Here is a 21,203-nt window from a genome sequence, read left to right as displayed (position 1 = left end):
CGAACACACTACTAAGGGGCAGGTATGACAGACGTGAGCGAAAAGATTCGGGCCTGGAGACGGCGGCTATTGGTCGGTGCAGCAGCGGCCGTCACACTGCCGGGCCTGATCAGTCTTGCGGGGGGGACGGCGACCGCTGGCGCGTTTTCGCGCCCGGGCCTGCCGGTCGAGTACCTGCAAGTTCCGTCCGGGGCGATGGGCCGCGACATCAAGGTCCAATTCCAGAGCGGCGGAAGCGGCTCGCCGGCGGTGTACCTGCTCGACGGCCTGCGCGCTCAGGACGACTACAACGGCTGGGACATCAACACGCCCGCGTTCGAGTGGTACTACAAGTCGGGCCTATCCATCGTCATGCCGGTCGGTGGGCAGTCCAGCTTCTACACCGACTGGTATCGCCCGGCGTGCGGAAAGGCCGGCTGCTCGACCTATAAGTGGGAGACGTTCCTGACCAGCGAGCTGCCGGGGTATCTGTCTTCGCAGAAGGGCGTCAAGCCGAACGGCAGTGCCGCGGTGGGCATCTCGATGGCCGGTGCGTCGGCGATGAACCTGGCCAATTACCACCCGGGCCAGTTCGTCTACGCCGGCTCGCTGTCCGGCTACCTCAGCCCGTCCACCGGGCAGGGCTGGATCGGTTTGGCAATGGGCGACGCCGGCGGCTACAAGAAGGAAGACATGTGGGGGCCGGACAACGACCCGGCGTGGCAACGCAACGACCCGTTGGTCAACGTCAACCTGCTCGTCGAGCACAACACCCGGCTCTGGGTGTACTGCGGCAACGGGACTCCGAACGAGCTGGGCGGTGCCAACCTGCCGGCGACGTTCCTGGAGAGCAACTTCATGATCGGCGTCAACAAGAAGTTCCAGGACGCCTACAACGCCGCGGGTGGCCACAACGCCGTGTTCAACTTCCCCGCGTACGGAACCCACAGCTGGGAGTACTGGGGAGCGCAGCTCAACGCCATGAAGGGTGACCTGCAGAGCAGCTTGGGTGCCACCCCCGGAGGCGGCGGATAACCCGTCGTAGTCCGACCATCGCTACTGCGCTTGACGCCATCGTCAGGCGCAGTAGCGCGTTAAGGGTCGTGATCGCGGCGCCGGCGGTTCTGGTCGCCGCCCTGGCGCCGCAGGCGCGCGCCGACAGCGGACTGACCGAGTTGGTCGACGCGGCCGCGCAGCGGTTGCAGCTCGCCGAGCCGGTGGCCGCCGTCAAGTGGCGCACGCACGGCGCCATCGAGGACCCAGACCGCGTGGAACGAGAACTCGCCAAGGTGGGCGCCGAGGCCACCGCCCGGCACGTCGACCCGGCCTACGTCACCCAGGTCTTCCGCGACCAGATCCACGCGACCGAGGCGATCGAATACAGCCGGTTCGCGGCGTGGAAGCTCGACCCGGCCAGCGTGCCGGCCGATCCGCCCGACCTGCCCACGTTGCGGAGCGCGATCGACGCCCTCAACCAGACGATGCTGACCCAGATCGCGGCCAACTGGGGCCTGCTGCATTCGCCGGCATGCGCCCCGCAGCTCGACGCTGCCAGCGGCGGCGTCATCTGGGCACGCCAGCTCGACGGCGTCGACCGGCAGGCGCTCTCGTTGGCAACGAGCTCGTATTGCCAGGGCTGATTTAGTCATTTCTTACGAATCTCTAAAGCTGTCTTTCCGCTGGTGAGAACCAATTTCGGCTGATAGACGGCCTATCTCGGCCAATTTTCGAATTGGTAACGCTTCGGACACAGCTGCCGAATTGTTTGACATGAGTAAACTCTGCAAGCCTCTCGTCAAGTCCCTGATGGCCGGCGGGTTCGTTGCAGCGTCGCTGACTACTTCAACCGTCGAAGCCAACGCCACCCCCGTCACCCCCAACTGGGATGCGGTGGCGCAGTGCGAATCCGGCGGGAACTGGCAGGCCAACACCGGCAACGGCGAATACGGCGGGCTGCAGTTCAAACCAGCCACCTGGACCAGATACGGCGGCGTCGGTAACCCCGCGGCCGCATCCAGGGAGGAACAGATCGCGGTGGCAAACCGGGTCTTTGCCGACCAGGGGGTCGAGGCATGGCCGAAGTGCGGCGCCGCTTCGGGCCTTCCGATCGGGCTGTATTCGCACCCCGCACAGGGCATCAAACAAATCATCAACGGGATCATTCAGGCGAGCATCCCGCACTGATGGTCGATGACCGCCCATGGTCTATGACCGCGCACAAAGCTGTGTTTGGATCAGGCCATGGAAGGTTCGGCGACAGTACATATGGCGGCGCCCGCGGACAAGATCTGGGAGCTGATCGCGGACGTCCGCAACACCGGGCGGTTCTCCCCGGAAGTCATTGAGGCAGAGTGGCTCGGCGATGCCGCCGGCCCGACGCTGGGCGCCAAATTCCGCGGCCACGTCCGGCGCAACGAGATAGGCCCGGTGTACTGGACGACCTGCAAGGTGACCGCGTGCGAACCCGGCCGTGAGTTCGGCTTCGCGGTCATGCTCGGCGACCGCCCAGTGAACAATTGGCACTACCGATTGGCGCCTTCCGGCGGTGGCACGGACGTCACCGAATCGTTTCGCCTCAACCCGGCGCCATGGCTCGGTGTGTATTGGTTGCTGGGCGGCTTTCTGCGTAAGCGCCGCAACATCCGCGACATGACCAAAACGCTGAACCGCATCAAAGATGTGGTCGAGGCGGGCTAGAGGCGGCCTGGGTGAAATCCATCTTCATCACCGGCGCGGGCAGCGGCATGGGCCGCGAGGGCGCAAAGCTCTTCCACGCCAATGGATGGCGAGTGGCCGCGGTGGACCGCAACGGCGACGGTCTGGCGGGCTTGAGCCGGGAGCTGGGCGCCGAGCGGCTGTGGACCCGGGTCGTCGACGTGACGGACAAGGACGCACTCGACGGCGCACTGGCCGACTTCTGCGCGGGGAATACCGGCGGCGGACTCGACATGATGTGGAACAACGCCGGCATCGGTGAATCGGGCTGGTTCGAGGACGTACCGTACGACGCCGCCATGCGCGTGGTGGAGGTCAACTACAAAGCGGTGCTGACCGGGGCCTACGGCGCGCTGCCCTACCTCAAGCGGGCTCCGGGCAGCCTGATGTTCTCGACGTCGTCGTCGGCGGGCACCTACGGGATGCCGCGCATCGCCGTGTACTCGTCGACCAAGCATGCGGTCAAGGGCCTGACCGAGGCGCTCAGCGTCGAGTGGCAGCGACACGGGGTGCGCGTCGCCGACGTCCTTCCCGGTCTGATCGACACCGCGATCCTGACCACGACGACCAACCACTCCGACGACGGCGGGTCGACGATGTCCGGCGAGGAACTGCGCGCCACCTCGCCAAAAAAGGGCTTGTTCCGGCTGATGCCGGCGACCAGTGTCGCGGAGGCCGCGTGGCAGGCTTACCACCACCCGAGGCGGCTGCATTGGTATGTGCCCAAGGGCATTCGCTTGATCGACCTGTTCAAGGGCCTCAGCCCGGAGCTCGTGCGAGGCCGCATCGTCAAATCTCTACCCGCGCTGATGCCGAAAACCCCAGGGGAAAAGACCCCAGTGAAGGAGTGAATCCGTGCAGAAACGGGTGATCGCGATCGGTCTGGCCGTTGTCGCCAGCGTCGCCGGGTGCGCGCAGTCGCAGACGACGCCACTGCGGTCCGCCCGCCTGACCATCGACGGGACCACGCACAGCGCCCGACCTCCCGCGTGCAGCCAACTGCAGTCGTACCGGACCATCGAGATCCCCGACCGCGACGGCCAGGTGGAAGCGGTGGTGCTGCTCAGCGGCTACCGCGTGGTCCCCCAGTGGGTGAAGATCCGCAATATCGACGGGTTCACCGGCAGCTTCTGGCAGGGCGGCGTCGGAAGCGCGCACGTCGAACTCGCGGGCAGGGCGTACACCATCTCCGGCAGCGCCTACGGGATCAACAGCCGCAATCCCAACAAGGTCGTCACGACGGACTTCAAGATCAGCGCCGAGTGCTGAAGCCATGAAGCAGAGATTGCACTGGCTTGCGATGCACGGGTTGATCAGGACTCTCGCGACGATCGGGGCCCGGCGAGGAGATTTGCAGGGCAGGCTGATCATCGATCCGAAGGTGGCCGCCGACCCGGTGTCGTTCTACGACGAAGTACGCGCGCACGGCCCGCTGGTGAGGTGCCGGGCGAGCCTCATCACTGCCGACCACGCGGTCGCCCATGAATTGCTGCGATCCGACGACTTCCGCGTGCTGATATTCGGGTCGAATCTGCCGGCGCCGATGCGATGGCTGGAGCGGCACGCCCGCGACGACCTTCTGCATCCGTTGCGTGCGCCGTCGTTGCTCGCCGTCGAGCCGCCGGACCACACGCGCTATCGCAAGACGGTGTCGGCCGTGTTCACCCCGCGGGCCGTCAGCGCATTGCGGGATCGCGTCGAGCAGACCGCGGCCGATCTCCTGGACGAGTTGGCCGAAGAGCCCGGTGTCGTGGACATTGTTGGACGGTATTGCTCGCGGCTCCCGGTCGCGATCATCAGCGACATCCTGGGCGTACCCGAGCGGGACCGGGGGCGCATCCTGGAATTCGGTGAGTTGGCCGCGCCTAGCCTGGACATCGCATTGCCGTGGCGGCAGTACCGGACCGTGCAGCAGGGAATCGCCGGATTCAACGCCTGGCTCGCGGAGCATCTGCGGCAATTGCGGCGATCCCCGGGCGACAATTTGATGAGCCAGTTGATCCAAACTGCCGAAAGCGGCTCTGCCGAAACATATCTGGATGAGACTGAGCTTCAGGCGATCGCCGGGCTGGTGCTGGCCGCCGGGTTCGAAACCACGGTGAACCTGTTGGGCAACGGGATTCGCATGTTGCTGGACACACCCCAGCACCTCGAGACGCTGCGGCAGCGTCCGGAGTTGTGGCCCAACGCCGTTGAAGAGATCCTGCGGCTGGAATCGCCGGTGCAGCTCACCGCGCGAGTGGCCCGCAACGATGTCGAGGTGGCGGGCCAGCGGGTCGAGCGTGGGGAATTGACGGTGGTCTACCTCGCCGCGGCCAACCGGGACCCGTCGGTATTCCCCGATCCACACCGCTTCGACATCGAACGGCCCAATGCCGGCAAACATCTCGCGTTCTCCGGGGGCCGGCACTTCTGCCTGGGCGCCGCCCTTGCCCGCGCCGAGGGCGAAGTGGGCCTGCGAACGTTTTTCGACCGCTTTCCCGGCGTGCGCGCGGCGGGCGCCGGCAGCAGGCGTGACACGCGCGTGCTGCGGGGATGGTCGACGCTGCCGGTGATCCTGGGCCCAGCGCGGTCGATGGCGCGGGTCGACACGTAAGCGCGTCCGGTGCGCCGGGTGGGCAACGACGTCATTGGGTTGACATCCGCCCGGCGACCGAGTTTATTTGCCGCTATGACAGAGGCTTCTATGATCGCGGTCGAGGACGTCGTAAGCGGGCTTTGGCAGGCACTTTCGCGGCGCGATTGGGACGCGGTGAAGACGTTCCTGGCAGACGACTGCCTCTACGCGGACATGCCGGTCCCCGCGCTGGCGGCACGGGGTCCCGACAACATCGTGAAACGGCTGAAAATGGGGCTGGAGCCGCTCGCGGGCTACGAGAACCACGACGGTCTGCTGGTCTCCAACGGTCCCGATGTCATGTACGAGCATTCGGAGACTTGGACTTTCGCGACCGGCGAGCAGGGCGTGTTGAGGTTCGTCACGGTGCACAAAGTCATCGACGGGAAAATCACTGTCTGGAAAGACTATTGGGACATGAACAGCCTGGTCAGCTTCGCGCCGCCCAACCACTTCGAGGGCCTTGCCGGAGACACCAGCTGGGTGTTCGACGCGACCGGCCTCGTCTGAGCGGTTACCGGTTAGTGCATACCGCGTGAACTCTGTCGATCGCGGGTGTGGCCGGCGGCGATAGGGGTTATCAGTCGTCGGGAGTCGTTAAGGGGATAGCGGCTTTCGAAAGAGGTTCGGCCGCAGCCACTGCCAGCGAATGCTGCCAGCAATGCCTGCGGCGACAATGGGGGTGAATCCATGGCTATCCGCTTGTTCGTGGCTGCGATGGTCGCGCTGCTGGGCCCGTTCGCGGCGGTGTCGACCGCTCATGCCGACACCAACGACGACAAATTCCTCAAAGCGCTCAAGTCCGAGGGCATCACCGACCACGTATCGGCCAGCCACGCGATCGAGGCCGGTCACATGGTCTGCCAGAAACTCGACCAGGGCATGACACCCAACCAGGTGGCGGCCGACGTGCTGAACAGCAGCAGCATGCCCGCCTACCATTCCGGCTACTTCGTGGGCGTGAGCATCAAGGAGTATTGCCCGCAGTACGCCCCCAAAGGCAGCTAAGAAGGCAGCTAACCCTCGACGAGGCCCTTGAGGCATTTCAGCGTGGCGGACAGGTTGCGACCGACCTGGCGTACCGCGATCCGGTCGGCGATGTAGCCCAAGATGCCGCCGGGCGCCTGATACGAAAGCCGGAACGTCACCCTGGTTTTGCCGTCCCCGCAGTCACGCAACCGGATGCGGCCACGCAGGTTCACCCCGGTGATCCCGACCCAGGCCAAGTCTCGACGGTCGTCGAATTCGACAACCTCGATCAGGCCGCCGACGGGAACCGAGCCGATCTTCCAGTGCACGGTGTAGCGCGCGCCGACGCCGCTGCGCTGCTCACCGGCCGTCTCCCAGCGTTCGAGGCTCGTCATGAACGACGGGTAGCAGTCCGGGTCGCTGACGATCTTCCAGACCGCGTCGCGGTCCGCGTTGATCACGCATCGGCGTTCGACGCGCATCAGCCGATCACCGGAAATCGGCGTTTGGCGGCCAGCCGATCGACGCCGCCCTGCAGGCTAGCCATCACCTTGTCGTGCACCGCCTGGTCGTCGCCGTCGACCTCGATCGGTTCCTGCACCTCGATCGCGATCTTGGTGGGCAGCGGGATGTGGCCGGCCAGGTCGCTGATGTTCAGACCCCACGGCAGCGCTAGCGATATCGGAATGCTCTTGAGCCGCAACAACTTATCCGTCATCAAGAGCTTGGCAAGCCACTGTCCCCTATCGAGGAACAGCGCGCTCTCCTGGCCGCCGACGCTGGCGACGGGAACGATCGGCACGCCCGCCTCGCGGGCCAGCCGCACGTAACCCATGCGCCCGCCGAAGTCGACCGTGTGGCGCTCCCACGACGGCCGGAACACCTCGTAGTCGCCGCCGGGATAGACCAGCAGCGCCGCCCCGGACTCCAGCGCCAACCGGGCGTTCTCGTGGTTTGCGGCGACGGTGCCGAACTTGCGCAACCAGCCCAGTGGCGGTGCGGAGACGACGAGGTTGTGGGCCAGCTGGTAGAAGGGTCGTTCGACCCCGAAGTACGAGCAGAACGCGAGCGTGAAGACGAACGTGTCAGGGGGCACGTTGCCGCCACTGTGGTTGCCGACCAGCAGCACCGGGCCCTCCGGCGGAATGCGGTCCAGGCCCCGCACGTCGGCCCTGAAGTACAGCGACGCCAGCAGCCAGGTGCCGGGAAGCTGGTCCCGGATGTAGTCGGGATCGCGCTGGTCGAGGTCGGCTTTGGGCACCCGCGATACCACTTGATCGCGGGCCCACTGCAAGACATCCCCCACGGACGGCATATCCGCAGGGGTACCCCCGTGTCACCGGGGGTCAAACGCGGTAGATGCGGGCGGCGTTCTCGCGGGCGATCAAGTCGACCACCCGGATCGCGTCGCCCTCGCTCCAGTCCCCGTCTGCGACGAATTCGCTCAGCACGCGATGAATGCCCTTGCGCCACAAGGCTGCACCGAGAAAGTGCAATTCCGCGGGGCCAAACCCGTCCGAGGAATACAGAATTCTGCGGAATGGCGCCATCTCCAGCGTTCGCCCGATGAACGCCGGCGACCGTGCGCCCAGGTGGTTCACGCTCAGCCCGCCGTCCAGGTAGACGTTGTTGAACGCCTGGGCGAGGTAGCCGGCCTCGCGCTCGTACGGGTAGCAGTGCAGCAACACGATCGGGGTGTCGCCGGCCTGCCGGAGGAAGTCGAGCAGATACAGCGGATTGGCCTTATGCAGGTCGCAGTCCCGGTCGCCGAAACCGACATGGAATTGCAGCGGCTTGCCGACCCGCAGCGCCTGATGTAACCCGAAGCGCAGCAGGACGCGGTCTCGCAGCCGGACGCCGCCGCCATCTCGCCACCGCCCGGCGGCCTCGGCCACCTCCGCCTGCGAAGGCTCGCTCAGGTCGCCGTCGAACCCGCCCCGGTAGGCCAGGATGGACTTGGTGCCGACGGCCGTGGTCATTCGCCGCTGCAGGATCTCCTCGAACGCCGAGGCGTAGTCGCCGGGTGCTTGCGCGGCCTGCTCGGCCACTTGCTCGAGCCGAACGATATCGTGAGCGCGGTCGCCGGACAGCGCGCTCAGCTTCTCGACATCCGCGACGTCGGCGCCGATCCCGGTGTCCACCAGCCAGTCGCTCACCCCGGCGGCGGGCAGGAACAGCCGGGCCAGCTCGTCCTCGGTGAACTGGCCGCGCCGCTCCCAATAGGCCTGGGGTTCGGCGTGTTTGGGCAACTCCAGGATCGGGGCGCAGTGGGCACGGACGGCGAAGCCGAGTTGCGAGTCGAAGCCCGGGTACGTCAGCGCGTCGGTGTTGGCCTCGTTGAGCGCATTCTCGAAGCGTGCCCGGTCCCCCGGCGCCAACCAACACCCGTGGACGTGCTGATCGATCAACGGCACTTGGCCGATGCGCTGCGCCAGGTCCGAAGGGTCCGGCATGCTCACAGGCTCCAGGCCATCCGAAACTTGTCCGCCAGCCGCTCGTCGTCCAGGGTGCCGTACTGCTCATGCTCCAGGCGGCGGACCGCGATGACCATGTCGACGGCGGCATCGCCCAGGATGCCGCGCATCAGCTCCGAATTATCCAGTGCGGCAATCGCTTCCACCTGATTCTCCGCAAGTCGCAGCACGCCGATGCGCTTTCGCTCCGAGGCGGACAGTTTTGCCGGATCTATCGTCGCTTCCGGTGGTAGTGGCGCGTCGCGCCGAATCCCATCGAGGGCCAGCCCGAGAATCGCCGCCGACGCCAGGTACGGATTCGCCGAGGGGTCGACGATTTTCACCTCGACATTGCCGCCGTGCGCGCTGCCCGGGCCGCCCTTGATGAATCGCACTGCGGCCTCGCGGTTCTCGGTGCCCCAGCACACATGGGCGCCGGCCCAGTTACCGGGCCTCATCCGAAGGCCGGACACGATCGAACCGCATAGCACCCCCTGCGCCTCCGGCAGCCCGCGAATCACCCCGGCCACCGCGCTCTCCCCGGCCGCTGTCATGCCGGCGGCGCCGGTTCCGTCGGAGAACAGCGGTCCGTCGGGAGTGCTCAGCGAGAAGTGCTGGTGTGCACCGGATCCGACGCTGCCGGCAAACGGGGCCGGCGACAGGCTGATGCGCAGCCCATGGCGCCGGGCGGCCCGGCCGATGATGATCCGGGCCACCACCAGCTGATCGGCCGCGGCCACCGGCGGTAGCGGGGACAACGAAATCTCGAATTGGTTGGCCCCCGATTCGGGGTGGAACTGCTCGATCCCGACGCCGGCGGTGCTGGCGGTCGCGATGACATCACGGACGAAGGCCTCGTGTTCGAGCACGCCGGCGAGGCCGTACTGCGCCCACAACACCGACGGGAGCCGCGCACCGTCGGGCTCCACTAGGAGGAATTCGATTTCGTGACCGATGGCCGCCTCGATGCCCGCGTCGGCAAGTGCGGCCTCGATTCGCGTCAGCGTTCCGCGGCTGCATCCGGGGACCGGTGTGCCGTCCTGTTCGAAGAACGCGGCCGGCGCCCACGCCAACCCGTCGCCGATGATGCGCAGCGCCGACAGGTCGATGCGCAGACGCTGATCGCCCACCACGCCGACGTCGTCGGTGAAGGCGATGCCGGTCTGGTCGATGGCGAACGCGTGCCACGTGGGACTGGCACCCAGGCCGGGGTCGGCGAACGTGTTGGTCCGCCGGATCGGCACCGTTTTGGCCTGGGTGAGCCCGGCCGGGTTCACCACGGTGCCGATGACGGTGTCGACGCCTTCGCCCTCGAGCTGGGCGATCGCCGCGGCGGCGAGCGGTGTGGCTGTCATGGCAGCCCGAAACGTCGCGTGCTGGTCAGGCGCGGCTGGGCAAGGTCAGCTTGCAGGCCTGGCCGATATCCAGGGTGCGCAGCATCCGGCCCATGCCGACCCACAGGGCGCAGGACATCGCGAGGTCGGCGAGTAGCTCCTCGGAGAAGTGCTCGTTGCAGCGGCTCCAGAAGTCTTCGTCGTCACGCAGCTTGGTGTGCTCGGTGCCAAAGCGGTGGGCGAACTCGGCGGCCAGGCGCTCCTGTTCGCTGTAGCCGGGCCAGGTGCGCCATTCCAGCGCGTGCTCGTAGAGCTCTTCGTCGACGCCTGCCGCGGGCCCGTCGGCATCGCGGGTATTCATGCACACGGTGCACTCGTTGTCATGTGCGATCACCGTCCGGGCCAGCTCGCGGGTGCGCATCGGCAACCGGTTCTTCGTGTAGACCGCCTGGCTGAAGTTGGCGATCGCGCCGCCAAGGTCAGGCGATTTCGTGGCCCAGCTGTAGACGTCGTCGTCCGCGAAGGTTCCGATTCGGCTCATGGCGTGATGGTACGCCCTAGCCCGTTTGCGGTAGGGCGATCGTCGGCTGTTCGTCGTGCCACTCGCGTTGTGCCAGAACCCGATGCGCGATGCGTTGCAGGGCGGCCTCCACCTGGCGGCGGTCCGGCCGGCCCTCGAAACTCGGTGAACGGGCCAGCTTGTCGAGGATCCAGGCCACCAGCAGCGAGTACACGTAATCGACCTGCTGGACGCCGGATTGCGTCAACCACATTTGGTCGCCGTCGCCCTGCACGAAACCGGCGCCGACCAGGCGGCGGAAGGTGGGCTCTAGTACCTCGAAAGGTATCCGCAGCGTGTCGCCGATATCGGTGAGCCGGGCCGCCCCATACATCTGCTGATAGCGGTAGATCCGCAGGACGCCCCACAGCCCGGCGACGTCGAGCTGGCAGTCGGGCCGCATGGCGATGCTGCGCAGCCGCATGCCGGGAGCGCCCCGCAGCAGCCGGCCGATCGCGGTCTCCAGCATCTCGTCGGGTGATTGGCTCGTGGGCATGGCGAACGCCTCGCCGATGTCGCCGCGGTTATTGCCGATCCCCCGCAACGGCACTTCGCGCAAAAACAGCGCCAGCACAAACCCGACCAGCGCGACCGGCACCGCCCAGAGGAACACCAGGGTGAGCGAGTCGGCATAGGCGGCCACGATCGGGGCAGCCACGGTATGCGGCAGGCGGTGCAGGGCCGCCGGCGAAGCGGCGGCGGCGGCGGGCGCGTGGCTGGCGGCCAGCGCCGGCCCGATCCGGCTGTGCAGGAAGTTGTTGAACAGCGAGCCGAAGATGGCCGTGCCGAACGAACTGCCGATCGTGCGGAAGAAGGTCACCCCGGAGGTGGCGACGCCGAGGTCGTCGAAGCTCGAGGTGTTCTGGACGATGAGGACCAGCGTCTGCATGCACATCCCGATCCCCGCGCCCAGGATGACCAGGAACACCGATTGCAGCAGGGTCGATGTCGACGGGTCCATCCGCGACATCAGGAAAAACGCCACGGCCATCACGGCGGTGCCCGCGACCGGGAAGACCTTGTATCTGCCCGTGCGGCCGACCAGGGCGCCGCTGCCCATCGAGGTGGTCAGCATGCCCACCACCATCGGCAGCGTGCGCAGGCCCGACGTGGTCGCCGAGACGCCGTCGACGAACTGCATGTAGGTCGGCAGGAACGTCAGCGCGCCCAACATCGCGAACCCGACCACGAAGGACAGCACGCAGCACACCGTGAATACCGGGCTGCCGAACAGCCGGGTCGGCAGAATCGGCGCGGCGACACGGCTTTCCACCCAGACGAAGATTCCCAGGGTCACAGCCGAACCCGCGAACAACCCGACGATCGTCGCCGAGCCCCACGGATAGGTGGTGCCGCCCCAGCTGGTGGCCAACGTCAGCCCCGAGGCGCCCAGGCCGACCAACAGGATCCCGGTGTAGTCGATTACCGGTTTGGTGCGCTCGGACAGCGCCGGGATGGCCGCCGCGGCCACGAAGAAAACCACGACCGAAATCGGGACGTTGATCCAGAACGCCCAGCGCCACGTCAAGTGATCGGTGAAGTACCCGCCGAGCAACGGCCCGATCACCGTGGTGACGCCGAACACCGCGCCCATCGCTCCCTGGTAGCGGCCGCGATCCCGCAGCGGAATGACCTCGCCGATCAACGCCATGGCGGTCACCATGAGCCCGCCACCGCCGATGCCCTGCAGCGCGCGCGACGCGACCAGCATGCCCATCGAACTCGAAAGCCCACAGAGCACCGACCCGGCGACGAAGAACACGACGGCCGCCTGGAACACCCGCTTTCGGCCGAACAGGTCACCGAACTTGCCGACCAGGGCGGTCATGATGGTCGACGCGAGCAGGTAGCTGGTGACAACCCACGACTGATGGCCCGCCCCACCGAGATTGGCGACGATGGTCGGCAGCGCGGTCGCCACGATCGTCTGATCCAGCGCGGCCATCAACATGCCGAGCAAGACCGCCACGAAGATGAAATTCCGTCGCTGCGGATCGACCGCAACGTCGCCGGGCGCGTGCTCGGCAGCCGGGCTGGCCGGGATCGCTGATGGTGTCGTCCTCGTCATGCCTGCCTTCCCGTCGGCGTCCGATGCTTACCGGATGCCCAGGGTCAGTTAGCGGCAATCAGAGCGTCAGCTCGGGGGCCGCGAGACGCATTGCGCCGAGTACAGCTCCTCGCCCAGCTTCTCCATCAACTCCAGCTGCGTCTCCAGGTAGTCGATGTGTTTTTCCTCGTCCGCCACGATCTCCTCGAGGAGGTTGGCGCTGGTGCTGTCCTGTTTTTCGCGGCACATGATGATGCCGGGCTTGAGCCGGTCCATCACCTCGTATTCGATGGCCAAGTCGGCCTCGAACTGCTCGCGCAGCGTTTGGCCGATGCGTAGCGAGAACAGGCGTTGATAGTTCGGCAACCCGTCGAGCAGCAAAATGCGGTCGGTGATCGCCTCGGCGTGGCGCATTTCGTCGAAGGACTCGGCGCGGGTGTGCTCGGCGAGCTCCGTGAAGCCCCAGTTGTCCTGCATCTTGGAATGCAGGAAGTATTGGTTGATTGCGGTGAGCTCGCTTGTCAATTGCTCGTTGAGCAGGCGCAAAACGTCCGGATCACCTTGCACGATCGCTCCTTAGGGGTATGAAGGCCGTCATGTCTGAGCGCGGACGGCGGGCTGGGCTGAAGCACACCGTTTCGGGCTTGTAGCAGCACTTTGCCACGCCGATTTCGAATCTTCCAGCAAGGTATGGCTGCGCTCAGCAAGGTATGGCTGGGCTCATCGGCATGACTTAGGTCACCCATCGTTAGGTTAGACTCCGCTAATCTAGTTAGGTTAGACTCCACTAATATGAGGCTGGTTCGCACGGCTTACGCGCGCACGCGGGGGACCCGCTGATGTACGTATGCCTGTGCGTGGGGGCCACCAATCAAACGGTGTGCGACGCGGTAGCGCGGGGTGCCTGCACGTCGAAGGAGATTGCCGCCGCGTGCGGGGCCGGCGCCGACTGCGGGCGCTGCCGGCGCACGCTGCGCGCGATCATCGAATCCGCGCGCCAACTCGAGCCCGCTCGCTCGCGATAACTCCGGTCAGCGTTTGTTGAAGTCCGCCAGCGCGGCGGCGTTGGCCTGAGCGCCCATCAACTCGGCGAAATGAGCGTTTTCCCGCGCGCTGGCCGCCGCGATCTCCGGACGGATCGGTTCGACCATCGTGTGCTTGACGGCCATCAGGCTCGAAATCGGCTGCGCCGCAAGGATTTCGGCGTGCCGACGGGCCTCGGGCAACAACTCGTCCGGATTGCAGACCCGCCACACCAGGCCCATCCGCAGCGCCTCTTCGGCATCGATCCATTCCGAGGACATGAGCAACCAGGCGGCGTTCTGCCGGCCTACCAGCTGCGGCAGCAGATACGAGGAGGCGGCCTCGGGCGCGACACCCAGGCTGGTGAAGGGGCACTTCAGGCGCGCCGTCGCGGACATGAACGCCAGGTCGGCGTAGCCGAGAATCGTGGCGCCGATGCCCACCCCGACGCCGTTCACCGCGCAGATCAGTGGCTTCGGAAACGCGCTGAGCGCGTCGATCAAGCCGACGAAGCCGTGCTTTCCCGGCGTGGAATCGGGGTCGGTGATCCGCGCCTGCATCTCGGCGAGGTCGGTACCGGCGCTAAAGCCGCGCCCGGCGCCGGTCAGTAGCACGACGGCGACCTCGGGGTCCTCGGCCGCGGCCCACAGCGCCTCGGCCGTCGCGTCATAGAGGGCTTCGTTGAAGGCATTCAGCGCGTCGGGCCGGTTGAGCGTAAGCGTGCGTACCCGCTTTTCGTCGTCGATCTGCAGCGTCACGGCTGCAGCCTAACGGTTGGTGAATTCAGCCGTTGCTGTAGACGCGGGTCGGCGCGATCAACACCACGGCACGCCGCTCGGCGGCCATCACCCGGTCGTACTCGTCCCAGTCGTCGTGCGTGCCGCCCGCCGCCGTGAAGACGTCACGGAGCAGGAGCCGCAACTGATCGCCGCCCGTCAGCCAGGGCTGCGCGTCGTCCGGGCCGGCCAGCTCGGCGCGGCCCTCGACAGTGGCCCACTGCCAACCGTTCTTGAACGTGACGGCCAACTGTGGCCGCGCCCGCAGGTTGGCGAGCTTGACTTTGCCGTACGTGGTAAACGCAAGGGACGGTTGGCCCGCGGCCGGATGCGGCAACAGGCCGACGTTGACCAGCGATGCCTGCACGCTGCCATCGGCACGAACGGTGGATATCACCGCCAGACCGCTTTCCCCTGCCGCCAGCGCTACCGCGTCGTCGAGTGTCGTCATCCGGTGTCCTCACTTCCAAAGGGCGCCTTGAACACGTACCGGCTGGTCGGCACGGTGTCGATGTTCTCGTTGGCGCCAAATGCAGTTGTGCTGGCGACCATCCGGCCCACCCGGTGCTGCAGGTCCGCGTCGTCTGCGGCACCGAAGAATGCCTTCAAGTCGGTGATTGCCTCCGCGGGGAACAACTCTTCGACGATGCCCGAGATTCCCGGCGCGCCTTCGGTGAGCGTCCGGACCACCCAGTTCTGGGTGTAACCGAATGTCGACTGGGTTTCGATGGCGACCGAGGTGTGCTCGCGCTGCCAGCGCGTGAGCCAGGACTCCTGATCGAGGGCCGCGGGCCGGCGCAGCAGGGCGATGTTGGCCAAACCCGGTGTGCGAGTGCCGGATTCGACGGCCGGCGCGGCCAGCGGGACCGACTCCGTCACCAGGTACGCGCCCAGTAGTTCGCATTCCTTGGCGAGCAGGTCCAGCGCCGCCGCCGTCTGGTCGCCGTAGCACTGCTGGGTCCACAGGCTGACCACCGCGGCGACCGGCGGGTCCAGGGTCGTCAACGTCATCAGCGAGTGGCGCACCGCGGCGTCCCGGACATTGACCGACAACCCGGGCAGGCCCAGCCCCAACAGCGCGTCGGCGACGGGGCCCCGTTGGCGGGCGCACCAATCGTCGTCGGCTTCGGTGCGCATCAGTACGGCGATTACCTTCTCCATGGGCTGAACCTACCGTCGGAGGCCCCGGGTCCACAGGGCCGCTATTTGATCAGCCGGACCTTGTGCTCGGCCTTGATCGACGCGCCGATGATCCCGGCAAGCCGCCGATAGGATTCGTCGCGGCCGCTCGAGGAGCGGAACACCAGGCCGATTCGTCGACCGGGGCGGGGAGTCGCAAACTGCGCGAGTCCGAGTTGGCTGCGCGCGGCCTCGACCGGCGCCGCGCTTTGCGGGATCAGCGTGACGCCCAGCCCGCCCGTCACGCATTGCACGGCGGTGGCCAGCGACGCGGCCCGCGTATCGGCGAGGTCGGCCCGCACGCCCGCCTTCTGGCAGACGTCCAGGGCCTGATCGCGCAGGCAGTGACCCTCGTCCAGCAAGAGCAGCGGCAGCTCCGCCAGCGCGCCGGTGGGCACGCGCTGCTTGCCCGAAAGCGGATGCCCGGGCGGCACCGCAAGCAGGAAATCCTCGTCGTAGATGGCGATCTCGGTGACGCCGGCCGCATCGGAGGGCAACGCGATCAGGGCCGCGTCCAACGCGCCGTCGCGCAGCGCCGCCAGGAGCCGCTCGGTCTGGTCTTCGATCACCCGCAGCGTGAGCGCGGGCAGGCGGCTCGCCAGCCCCGCCAACACCGACGGCAACACGTAGGGCGCCACCGTCGGGATCAATCCCAACCGCATGGTGCCCTGCAGCGGGTCGGATGCCCCCGCGGCCGCCGCGCTGAACGCCCCCATCGCCTCGACGACGGCCTGCGCGAACGGCAACAGCCGCATCCCCTCGGTCGTCACGCGCACCCGCCGCGTCGATCGCTCCACGAGACGGGTGCCGACGCCGCCTTCCAACGCCGCTAAGGCCTGTGAGAGGGTCGACTGACTGACGCCGAGAGTGGTTGCCGCACTGCCGAAATGCTGCTTTTCGGCCACCGCGACGAAGGCGCGCAGCCCGGCGACGGTGGGCTGAAAACTCTTATCGGTCATACCTATTAGTGTAGTGGGATATATCACCTTTACTTTAGACCGAGCTCACGGCAACATTGGGGAAGACAGCTAATCTTGATTAAGTCCAGATAAGGAGCGGACATGGCATTGCTGACGATCGGCGACCAATTCCCCGCCTACCAGCTCACCGCGCTGATCGGTGGCGACCTGTCGAAGGTCGACGCCCAGCAACCAGGCGACTACTTCACCACGATCACCAATGAGGACCACCCCGGCAAGTGGCGTGTGGTGTTCTTCTGGCCGAAGGACTTCACCTTCGTGTGCCCGACCGAGATCGCGGCGTTCGGCAAGCTGAACGACGAGTTCTCCGACCGCGACGCGCAAATCCTGGGCGTCTCGATCGACAGCGAATTCGTGCACTTCCAGTGGCGCGCGCAGCACGAAGACCTCAAGCGGCTGCCGTTCCCGATGCTGTCCGACATCAAGCGGGAACTCGTCGAAGCCACCGGGGTGCTCAACGCCGACGGCGTCGCGGACCGGGTGACCTTCCTCGTCGACCCCAACAACGAGATCCAATTCGTGTCGGCGACCGCGGGATCCGTGGGGCGTAACGTGGACGAGGTGCTGCGCGTGCTGGACGCCCTGCAGTCCGACGAGCTGTGTGCGTGCAACTGGCGCAAGGGCGACCCGACGCTGGACGCCGGCGAGTTGCTCAAGGCCTCCGCCTGATCCCAGGCCTGATCACGATTGGAAGACGCGACATGACCGTAGAGACGCTCAAGGCCGCCCTGCCCGAGTACGCCAAGGATCTCAAGCTCAACCTGGGCTCGATCACCCGCAGCACCGTCCTGGACTCCGAGCAGCTGTGGGGCACCTTGTTGGCCAGTGCCGTGGCCACCCGAAACACCCAGGTGCTGAACGAGATTGGCACGGATGCCGCCGACAACCTGTCCGCCGAGGCATACCAGGCCGCATTGGCCGCCGCGTCCATCATGGGCATGAACAACGTCTTCTACCGCGGCCGCGGCTTCCTCGAAGGCGCCTACGACGACCTGCGGCCGGGACTGCGAATGAATGTGATCGGCAATCCGGGTGTGGACAAGGCGAACTTCGAACTCTGGTGTTTCGCGGTGTCGTCGATCAACGGTTGCTCACACTGTATGGTCGCCCACGAGCACGCGCTGCGCGAGGCGGGGATCAGCCGCGAGGCCATCCTGGAGGCGTTGAAGGCCGCCGCCATCATTGCCGGTGTGGCACAGGCGATTACCGCCTCGCAGACACTGGCGGCTGTCGGCTGATCGCCGCGACGTGACCCCGTCCTGGGTTCCCCACGCGATCTGGTGGCAGGTCTATCCGCTGGGGTTCGTCGGCGCGTTTCCGGCGACCGAGCCGCCGGATCCCGAGGAACACCGGCTGCGGCGGCTGGTGAATTGGTTCGACCACGCCATCGCGTTGGGAGCGTCGGGGATCGCGCTGGGGCCGATCTTTGCCTCGCGCACACACGGTTACGACACCACCGATCACTACCGCATCGACCCGCGCCTCGGTGACGACACCGACTTCGACTACCTCGTCGCCGAGGCGCACCGCCGCGGGCTGCGCATCCTGCTCGACGGCGTGTTCAACCACGTCGGCGTCGACTTCCCGCGGTATCGCGAGGCGCCGCACAACGACGCGGCGGCAAGCTGGTTTCGCGGGCGCCCGGGCCGATTCCACACCTTCGAGGGCCATTCCGAACTCATCACCCTCAACCACGACAATCCCGAGGTCGTCGCGTACACGGCTGACGTGATGGCGCACTGGCTGCGCCGCGGCGCGGACGGCTGGCGCCTGGATGCCGCTTACATTGTGCCACAACACTTCTGGGCCTCTACCCTGCCTAAGGTCCGCGAACTACATCCGGACGCCTGGTTCGTCGGCGAGCTCATCCACGGCGACTATGCCGCGGTCGTGGATGCGGCCAAGTTCGACTCCGCCACCCAATACGAGCTGTGGAAGGCGATCTGGAGCGCGCTCAACGACGCCAACTTTTTCGAGCTGGACTGGGCGCTGCAGCGACACAACACTTTCCTCGCCAGCTTCGCCCCGCTGACATTCGTCGGCAACCACGACGTCACCCGCATCGCCAGCCGGCTGGAAAACTCCGCACATCTGGCTCATGCGCTGGTGATTCTGCTGACGGTGGGCGGCGTGCCCAGCGTGTACGCCGGCGACGAGTTCGCCCTTCGCGGGGTGAAGGAAGAGCGCTACGGCGGAGACGACGCGGTCCGCCCGGAGTTCGCCTCTCCCCCAGTGCAATTGGATGCGTTCGGCACCGAGGTGTGGGCGCTGCACCAATACCTCGTCGGGCTGCGGCGCCGCCACGCCTGGCTGCATTCGGCGTCCACCACCGCGCTTCGGCTGACCAACCGGCACTACGTCTACGAGACGCGCAGCGGCGAGAACGCACTGCTGGTGGCGCTCAACATCGACGACGAGCCCCTCCAGCTGGTCCTCTCCGAACTCGGCGCGGCACGAGCTCAGATTGTCGCCGGATCGGCGGCCCCGCCCCAGGACGTCGTGCAGACGCTGGCCGTCGAGCCCCATGGCTGGCGCATCCTGAGCCCCGTTTAGGAACGCCGCAGCCGCGCCACTGTCAGCTGGTCTTCCTCGCCGTCGTAGTACCGGTCGAGCAGCGCCACGAAGTCCGCGTTGTCCTCGGCTGCGCGGGCGAACAGCGTCATCGACGAACGCAGCTTGAGGTCGTCGGGAGAACCGAATATCTGCGCGATCGAACGCCCCTGCACCTCGTTCACCAGCTGGGCGCATTCATGCAATCGCGGCCCGAGCGGGTCGTGCCGCAGATAGGCGCGGGCTTCCTCGAGGGAGGCGATGCCGTAGTGGTCCGCCATCGGGCTGCTGCCCAGCCCACGAAGTTGCGGAAACACGAACCACATCCAGTGACCGCGCTTGCGCCCGTCGCGTAACTCGTCGACGACGCTGCGGTAGACGGGGGCCTGGGCGTCAACGAAACGCTTCAGGTCGAAGGGGTCGGCTGCCGACGCCATACGACTACGGTTGCACACATGGCGGTCAAACGGCGAGTGCCCAAAGTGCGCGATCTGGCACCGCTGATCCAATTCAGAAGACCCCGGTTCAACGCTACGACGCGGCGCCTCGACGCCGCCTTCACCATCGACGATCTGCGGCGAATCGCCAAGCGGCGCACCCCCAAGGCGGCGTTCGACTATGCCGACGGCGCCGCCGAAGACGAGTTGTCCCTGCAGCGAGCCCGACAAGCGTTCCGCGACATCGAATTTCATCCGACGATCCTGCGCGACGTCAGCAACGTGACCGCCGGCTGGAACGTGCTCGGCCAACCGGTTGTGCTGCCATTCGGGATCGCGCCGACCGGGTTCACCCGCCTGATGCACACCGAGGGCGAGATCGCGGGCGCACGGGCGGCGGCCAGCGCCGGTATTCCGTTCTCGCTGTCCACACTCGGTACCTGTGCGATCGAAGACCTCGTGACCGCTGTGCCCCAGGGGCGGAAGTGGTTTCAGCTCTACATGTGGCGCGACCGCGAGCGCTCGATGGCGCTGGTGCAACGCGCGGCCGACGCCGGCTTCGACACCCTGCTGGTCACCGTCGACGTGCCGGTCGCCGGTGCGCGATTTCGCGACAACCGCAACGGGATGACGATCCCACCGGCGCTGACGCTGCGAACCGTCCTTGACGCCGTGCCGCACCCGAAGTGGTGGTTCGATCTCTTGACTACCGAGCCGCTGGCATTCGCGTCGCTGGACCGCTGGCCCGGGACCGTCGGTGAGTATCTGAGCACGATGTTCGATCCCAGCCTCACCTTCGCGGATCTGGAGTGGATCAAGTCCCGATGGCCGGGAAAGCTCGTCGTGAAAGGTATCCAGACCCTCGACGATGCCCGCGCCGTCGTCGACCGCGGAGTCGACGGCATCGTGTTGTCCAATCACGGTGGCCGCCAACTGGATCGGGCCCCGGTGCCCTTCCATCTATTGCCCACAGTCGCCCGTGAGCTCGGCCACGACACCGAGATCCTGGTGGACACCGGAATCATGTCCGGCGCGGACATCGTCGCGGCGATTGCGTTGGGGGCGCGGTGCGCGCTCGTCGGGCGGGCTTATCTCTATGGGCTGATGGCCGGCGGTGAGGCGGGCGTCAACCGCGCCATCGAGATCCTGCAGACCGGTCTGATCAGGACGATGGGCCTGCTGGGTGTCACCTGTCTGGAGGAGCTTTCGCCCAAGCACGTGACGCAGCTGCGGCGGCTGGGCCCCGTCGATCCCCCTGCGCGCTCGGACTGACGCGAGCGTGCGGCCAGCCGCACGTTCGATGTCGAACGTGAAGCCAGCCGCACGTTGGGCGCCCTAGCTGGCTAGCCGGGAGCGAGACCCGCCCAGATTCCGCGATCAATCTCGTCGTTCTGGACCGCGCCGCCGGCTGGGGGTGTCTGCTGGCAGTCGCACGTCAGGCCGCCGAAGATGTTTTGGTCCGACTGGCCCGGGTCGGCGCCGGCCGGCGCCGCTCCCGCAATAACAGAGCCGAAGATCGCTGCGCTGACAAGCATTTTCGTGATCATGTCGAAGGCTCCTAACCGTTTCGCTTACTAGCCATGTA

27 protein-coding genes are annotated in these 21,203 nt (G+C 66.6%); 14 read left to right on the top strand and 13 right to left on the bottom strand.

Annotated elements, in window-relative coordinates; genetic code table 11:
- Nucleotides 1–24: 24 nt before the first annotated feature.
- From A5747_RS08510 to A5747_RS08470, 9 genes are all read left to right on the top strand, one after another.
- Entirely contained in the window at nucleotides 25–1,014 is a 990-nt protein-coding gene (locus tag A5747_RS08510; protein WP_076123289.1) for an esterase family protein, read from the top strand.
- A 68-nt stretch (nucleotides 1,015–1,082) separates the two neighbouring features.
- A complete protein-coding gene (locus A5747_RS08505; protein ID WP_076123287.1) occupies nucleotides 1,083–1,619 on the top strand; it encodes a chorismate mutase in 537 nt (178 codons plus the stop codon).
- Nucleotides 1,620–1,749: 130 nt separating this feature from the next.
- The gene (gene rpfC / locus A5747_RS08500; protein ID WP_076057987.1) at nucleotides 1,750–2,163 is read left to right on the top strand and encodes a resuscitation-promoting factor RpfC; all 414 of its coding nucleotides are present in this window, start codon (nucleotides 1,750–1,752) and stop codon (nucleotides 2,161–2,163) included.
- Nucleotides 2,164–2,202: 39 nt separating this feature from the next.
- Nucleotides 2,203–2,676 (top strand): SRPBCC family protein, encoded by a 474-nt coding sequence (locus tag A5747_RS08495; RefSeq protein WP_175611372.1) that lies wholly within the window; start codon nucleotides 2,203–2,205, stop codon nucleotides 2,674–2,676.
- A gap of 11 nt (nucleotides 2,677–2,687) precedes the next feature.
- The gene (locus A5747_RS08490; RefSeq protein ID WP_076123285.1) at nucleotides 2,688–3,545 is read left to right on the top strand and encodes an SDR family oxidoreductase; all 858 of its coding nucleotides are present in this window, start codon (nucleotides 2,688–2,690) and stop codon (nucleotides 3,543–3,545) included.
- A 4-nt stretch (nucleotides 3,546–3,549) separates the two neighbouring features.
- Entirely contained in the window at nucleotides 3,550–3,963 is a 414-nt protein-coding gene (locus A5747_RS08485; protein ID WP_076123283.1) for a lipoprotein LpqH, read from the top strand.
- A 4-nt stretch (nucleotides 3,964–3,967) separates the two neighbouring features.
- On the top strand, nucleotides 3,968–5,290 hold the full coding sequence (locus A5747_RS08480; RefSeq protein ID WP_076123281.1) for a cytochrome P450: 1,323 nt from the start codon (nucleotides 3,968–3,970) through the stop codon (nucleotides 5,288–5,290).
- 90 nt (nucleotides 5,291–5,380) lie between these two features.
- Nucleotides 5,381–5,821, top strand: a complete 441-nt coding sequence (locus A5747_RS08475; RefSeq protein ID WP_076123279.1) for a limonene-1,2-epoxide hydrolase family protein — start codon at nucleotides 5,381–5,383, stop codon at nucleotides 5,819–5,821.
- A gap of 180 nt (nucleotides 5,822–6,001) precedes the next feature.
- Nucleotides 6,002–6,319: a DUF732 domain-containing protein gene (locus A5747_RS08470; protein WP_076123277.1), complete on the top strand. Its 318-nt coding sequence runs from the start codon at nucleotides 6,002–6,004 to the stop codon at nucleotides 6,317–6,319.
- A gap of 8 nt (nucleotides 6,320–6,327) precedes the next feature.
- Here A5747_RS08470 and A5747_RS08465 read toward each other — a convergent pair whose 3' ends face one another.
- The 7 genes from A5747_RS08465 to bfr all read right to left on the bottom strand — a co-directional run bounded on the left by A5747_RS08465 (nucleotide 6,328) and on the right by bfr (nucleotide 13,240).
- On the bottom strand, nucleotides 6,328–6,762 hold the full coding sequence (locus A5747_RS08465) for an SRPBCC family protein (protein WP_076123274.1): 435 nt from the start codon (nucleotides 6,760–6,762) through the stop codon (nucleotides 6,328–6,330).
- Nucleotides 6,762–7,595 (bottom strand): lysophospholipid acyltransferase family protein, encoded by an 834-nt coding sequence (locus A5747_RS08460; protein WP_076123272.1) that lies wholly within the window; start codon nucleotides 7,593–7,595, stop codon nucleotides 6,762–6,764. Before A5747_RS08460 ends, A5747_RS08465 begins: the two co-directional genes overlap by 1 nt.
- Nucleotides 7,596–7,626: 31 nt before the next feature.
- The gene (locus tag A5747_RS08455) at nucleotides 7,627–8,733 is read right to left on the bottom strand and encodes an amidohydrolase family protein (protein ID WP_076123270.1); all 1,107 of its coding nucleotides are present in this window, start codon (nucleotides 8,731–8,733) and stop codon (nucleotides 7,627–7,629) included.
- A 2-nt stretch (nucleotides 8,734–8,735) separates the two neighbouring features.
- Nucleotides 8,736–10,088, bottom strand: coding sequence for a glutamine synthetase family protein (locus tag A5747_RS08450; RefSeq protein WP_076123267.1), 1,353 nt, complete (start codon nucleotides 10,086–10,088; stop codon nucleotides 8,736–8,738).
- Between the two features lie 25 nt (nucleotides 10,089–10,113).
- Nucleotides 10,114–10,608, bottom strand: coding sequence for a carboxymuconolactone decarboxylase family protein (locus A5747_RS08445; RefSeq protein ID WP_076123265.1), 495 nt, complete (start codon nucleotides 10,606–10,608; stop codon nucleotides 10,114–10,116).
- 16 nt (nucleotides 10,609–10,624) lie between these two features.
- Entirely contained in the window at nucleotides 10,625–12,694 is a 2,070-nt protein-coding gene (locus A5747_RS08440) for an MDR family MFS transporter (protein WP_076123263.1), read from the bottom strand.
- Between the two features lie 66 nt (nucleotides 12,695–12,760).
- A complete protein-coding gene (bfr, locus tag A5747_RS08435) occupies nucleotides 12,761–13,240 on the bottom strand; it encodes a bacterioferritin (protein WP_076058007.1) in 480 nt (159 codons plus the stop codon).
- A gap of 272 nt (nucleotides 13,241–13,512) precedes the next feature.
- On the opposite strand from bfr, the gene A5747_RS08430 reads away from it, so the two are divergent.
- The gene (locus A5747_RS08430; RefSeq protein WP_076058009.1) at nucleotides 13,513–13,698 is read left to right on the top strand and encodes a bacterioferritin-associated ferredoxin; all 186 of its coding nucleotides are present in this window, start codon (nucleotides 13,513–13,515) and stop codon (nucleotides 13,696–13,698) included.
- Between the two features lie 6 nt (nucleotides 13,699–13,704).
- Here the strand turns inward: A5747_RS08430 and A5747_RS08425 are convergent, their stop codons facing one another.
- The 4 genes from A5747_RS08425 to A5747_RS08410 are packed head-to-tail and all read right to left on the bottom strand — an operon-like array spanning nucleotide 13,705 to nucleotide 16,610.
- Nucleotides 13,705–14,454, bottom strand: a complete 750-nt coding sequence (locus A5747_RS08425) for an enoyl-CoA hydratase/isomerase family protein (protein ID WP_076123261.1) — start codon at nucleotides 14,452–14,454, stop codon at nucleotides 13,705–13,707.
- A gap of 25 nt (nucleotides 14,455–14,479) precedes the next feature.
- Nucleotides 14,480–14,923, bottom strand: coding sequence for a TIGR03618 family F420-dependent PPOX class oxidoreductase (locus A5747_RS08420; protein WP_076123259.1), 444 nt, complete (start codon nucleotides 14,921–14,923; stop codon nucleotides 14,480–14,482).
- Nucleotides 14,920–15,633 carry an EthD domain-containing protein gene (locus A5747_RS08415; RefSeq protein ID WP_076123257.1) on the bottom strand — a complete coding sequence of 238 codons (714 nt, stop codon included), beginning with the start codon at nucleotides 15,631–15,633 and terminating at the stop codon, nucleotides 14,920–14,922. The genes A5747_RS08420 and A5747_RS08415 overlap by 4 nt, the downstream gene beginning before the upstream one ends.
- A gap of 41 nt (nucleotides 15,634–15,674) precedes the next feature.
- Nucleotides 15,675–16,610 carry a hydrogen peroxide-inducible genes activator gene (locus A5747_RS08410; RefSeq protein ID WP_076123255.1) on the bottom strand — a complete coding sequence of 312 codons (936 nt, stop codon included), beginning with the start codon at nucleotides 16,608–16,610 and terminating at the stop codon, nucleotides 15,675–15,677.
- 102 nt (nucleotides 16,611–16,712) lie between these two features.
- On the opposite strand from A5747_RS08410, the gene A5747_RS08405 reads away from it, so the two are divergent.
- From A5747_RS08405 to A5747_RS08395, 3 genes are read left to right on the top strand one after another with little or no spacing between them, the layout of a single operon-like run.
- The gene (locus A5747_RS08405) at nucleotides 16,713–17,300 is read left to right on the top strand and encodes a peroxiredoxin (RefSeq protein ID WP_076123253.1); all 588 of its coding nucleotides are present in this window, start codon (nucleotides 16,713–16,715) and stop codon (nucleotides 17,298–17,300) included.
- Nucleotides 17,301–17,332: 32 nt separating this feature from the next.
- The gene (locus A5747_RS08400) at nucleotides 17,333–17,869 is read left to right on the top strand and encodes an alkyl hydroperoxide reductase (protein WP_076123251.1); all 537 of its coding nucleotides are present in this window, start codon (nucleotides 17,333–17,335) and stop codon (nucleotides 17,867–17,869) included.
- 10 nt (nucleotides 17,870–17,879) lie between these two features.
- Nucleotides 17,880–19,184, top strand: a complete 1,305-nt coding sequence (locus A5747_RS08395) for an alpha-amylase family glycosyl hydrolase (protein WP_076123249.1) — start codon at nucleotides 17,880–17,882, stop codon at nucleotides 19,182–19,184.
- Here the strand turns inward: A5747_RS08395 and A5747_RS08390 are convergent.
- Entirely contained in the window at nucleotides 19,181–19,618 is a 438-nt protein-coding gene (locus tag A5747_RS08390) for a DUF1810 domain-containing protein (RefSeq protein WP_076123246.1), read from the bottom strand. The two genes, A5747_RS08395 and A5747_RS08390, sit on opposite strands and share 4 nt — an antisense overlap.
- A gap of 18 nt (nucleotides 19,619–19,636) precedes the next feature.
- Between A5747_RS08390 and A5747_RS08385 the strand changes: the two genes are divergently transcribed.
- Entirely contained in the window at nucleotides 19,637–20,890 is a 1,254-nt protein-coding gene (locus A5747_RS08385; protein WP_076123244.1) for an alpha-hydroxy acid oxidase, read from the top strand.
- A 71-nt stretch (nucleotides 20,891–20,961) separates the two neighbouring features.
- On the opposite strand, the gene A5747_RS08380 is transcribed toward A5747_RS08385, so the two are convergent.
- The gene (locus tag A5747_RS08380) at nucleotides 20,962–21,165 is read right to left on the bottom strand and encodes a hypothetical protein (protein WP_076123242.1); all 204 of its coding nucleotides are present in this window, start codon (nucleotides 21,163–21,165) and stop codon (nucleotides 20,962–20,964) included.
- Nucleotides 21,166–21,203 lie beyond the last annotated feature (38 nt).

It is taken from the genome of Mycobacterium sp. IS-836 (genome assembly GCF_001954275.1).
Lineage (GTDB): Bacteria > Actinomycetota > Actinomycetes > Mycobacteriales > Mycobacteriaceae > Mycobacterium.
Note: the sequence above shows the minus strand (reverse complement) of the source record. Positions and strands in the feature narration are given on the sequence as shown.

Bases quoted from the DNA above. Each gene is read 5' to 3' on its own strand.
- A5747_RS08460 (WP_076123272.1), bottom strand. From the start codon at position 7,595: ATGCCGTCCGTGGGGGATGTCTTGCAGTGGGCCCGCGATCAAGTGGTA.
- A5747_RS08405 (WP_076123253.1), top strand. From the start codon at position 16,713: ATGGCATTGCTGACGATCGGCGACCAATTCCCCGCCTACCAGCTCACC.
- rpfC (WP_076057987.1), top strand. From the start codon at position 1,750: ATGAGTAAACTCTGCAAGCCTCTCGTCAAGTCCCTGATGGCCGGCGGG.
- A5747_RS08380 (WP_076123242.1), bottom strand. From the start codon at position 21,165: ATGATCACGAAAATGCTTGTCAGCGCAGCGATCTTCGGCTCTGTTATT.
- A5747_RS08400 (WP_076123251.1), top strand. From the start codon at position 17,333: ATGACCGTAGAGACGCTCAAGGCCGCCCTGCCCGAGTACGCCAAGGAT.
- A5747_RS08415 (WP_076123257.1), bottom strand. From the start codon at position 15,633: ATGGAGAAGGTAATCGCCGTACTGATGCGCACCGAAGCCGACGACGAT.
- A5747_RS08465 (WP_076123274.1), bottom strand. From the start codon at position 6,762: ATGCGCGTCGAACGCCGATGCGTGATCAACGCGGACCGCGACGCGGTC.
- A5747_RS08410 (WP_076123255.1), bottom strand. From the start codon at position 16,610: ATGACCGATAAGAGTTTTCAGCCCACCGTCGCCGGGCTGCGCGCCTTC.
- A5747_RS08470 (WP_076123277.1), top strand. From the start codon at position 6,002: ATGGCTATCCGCTTGTTCGTGGCTGCGATGGTCGCGCTGCTGGGCCCG.
- A5747_RS08390 (WP_076123246.1), bottom strand. From the start codon at position 19,618: ATGGCGTCGGCAGCCGACCCCTTCGACCTGAAGCGTTTCGTTGACGCC.
- A5747_RS08455 (WP_076123270.1), bottom strand. From the start codon at position 8,733: ATGCCGGACCCTTCGGACCTGGCGCAGCGCATCGGCCAAGTGCCGTTG.
- A5747_RS08475 (WP_076123279.1), top strand. From the start codon at position 5,381: ATGATCGCGGTCGAGGACGTCGTAAGCGGGCTTTGGCAGGCACTTTCG.
- A5747_RS08420 (WP_076123259.1), bottom strand. From the start codon at position 14,923: ATGACGACACTCGACGACGCGGTAGCGCTGGCGGCAGGGGAAAGCGGT.
- A5747_RS08450 (WP_076123267.1), bottom strand. From the start codon at position 10,088: ATGACAGCCACACCGCTCGCCGCCGCGGCGATCGCCCAGCTCGAGGGC.
- A5747_RS08480 (WP_076123281.1), top strand. From the start codon at position 3,968: ATGAAGCAGAGATTGCACTGGCTTGCGATGCACGGGTTGATCAGGACT.
- A5747_RS08385 (WP_076123244.1), top strand. From the start codon at position 19,637: ATGGCGGTCAAACGGCGAGTGCCCAAAGTGCGCGATCTGGCACCGCTG.
- A5747_RS08430 (WP_076058009.1), top strand. From the start codon at position 13,513: ATGTACGTATGCCTGTGCGTGGGGGCCACCAATCAAACGGTGTGCGAC.
- A5747_RS08440 (WP_076123263.1), bottom strand. From the start codon at position 12,694: ATGACGAGGACGACACCATCAGCGATCCCGGCCAGCCCGGCTGCCGAG.
- A5747_RS08445 (WP_076123265.1), bottom strand. From the start codon at position 10,608: ATGAGCCGAATCGGAACCTTCGCGGACGACGACGTCTACAGCTGGGCC.
- A5747_RS08510 (WP_076123289.1), top strand. From the start codon at position 25: ATGACAGACGTGAGCGAAAAGATTCGGGCCTGGAGACGGCGGCTATTG.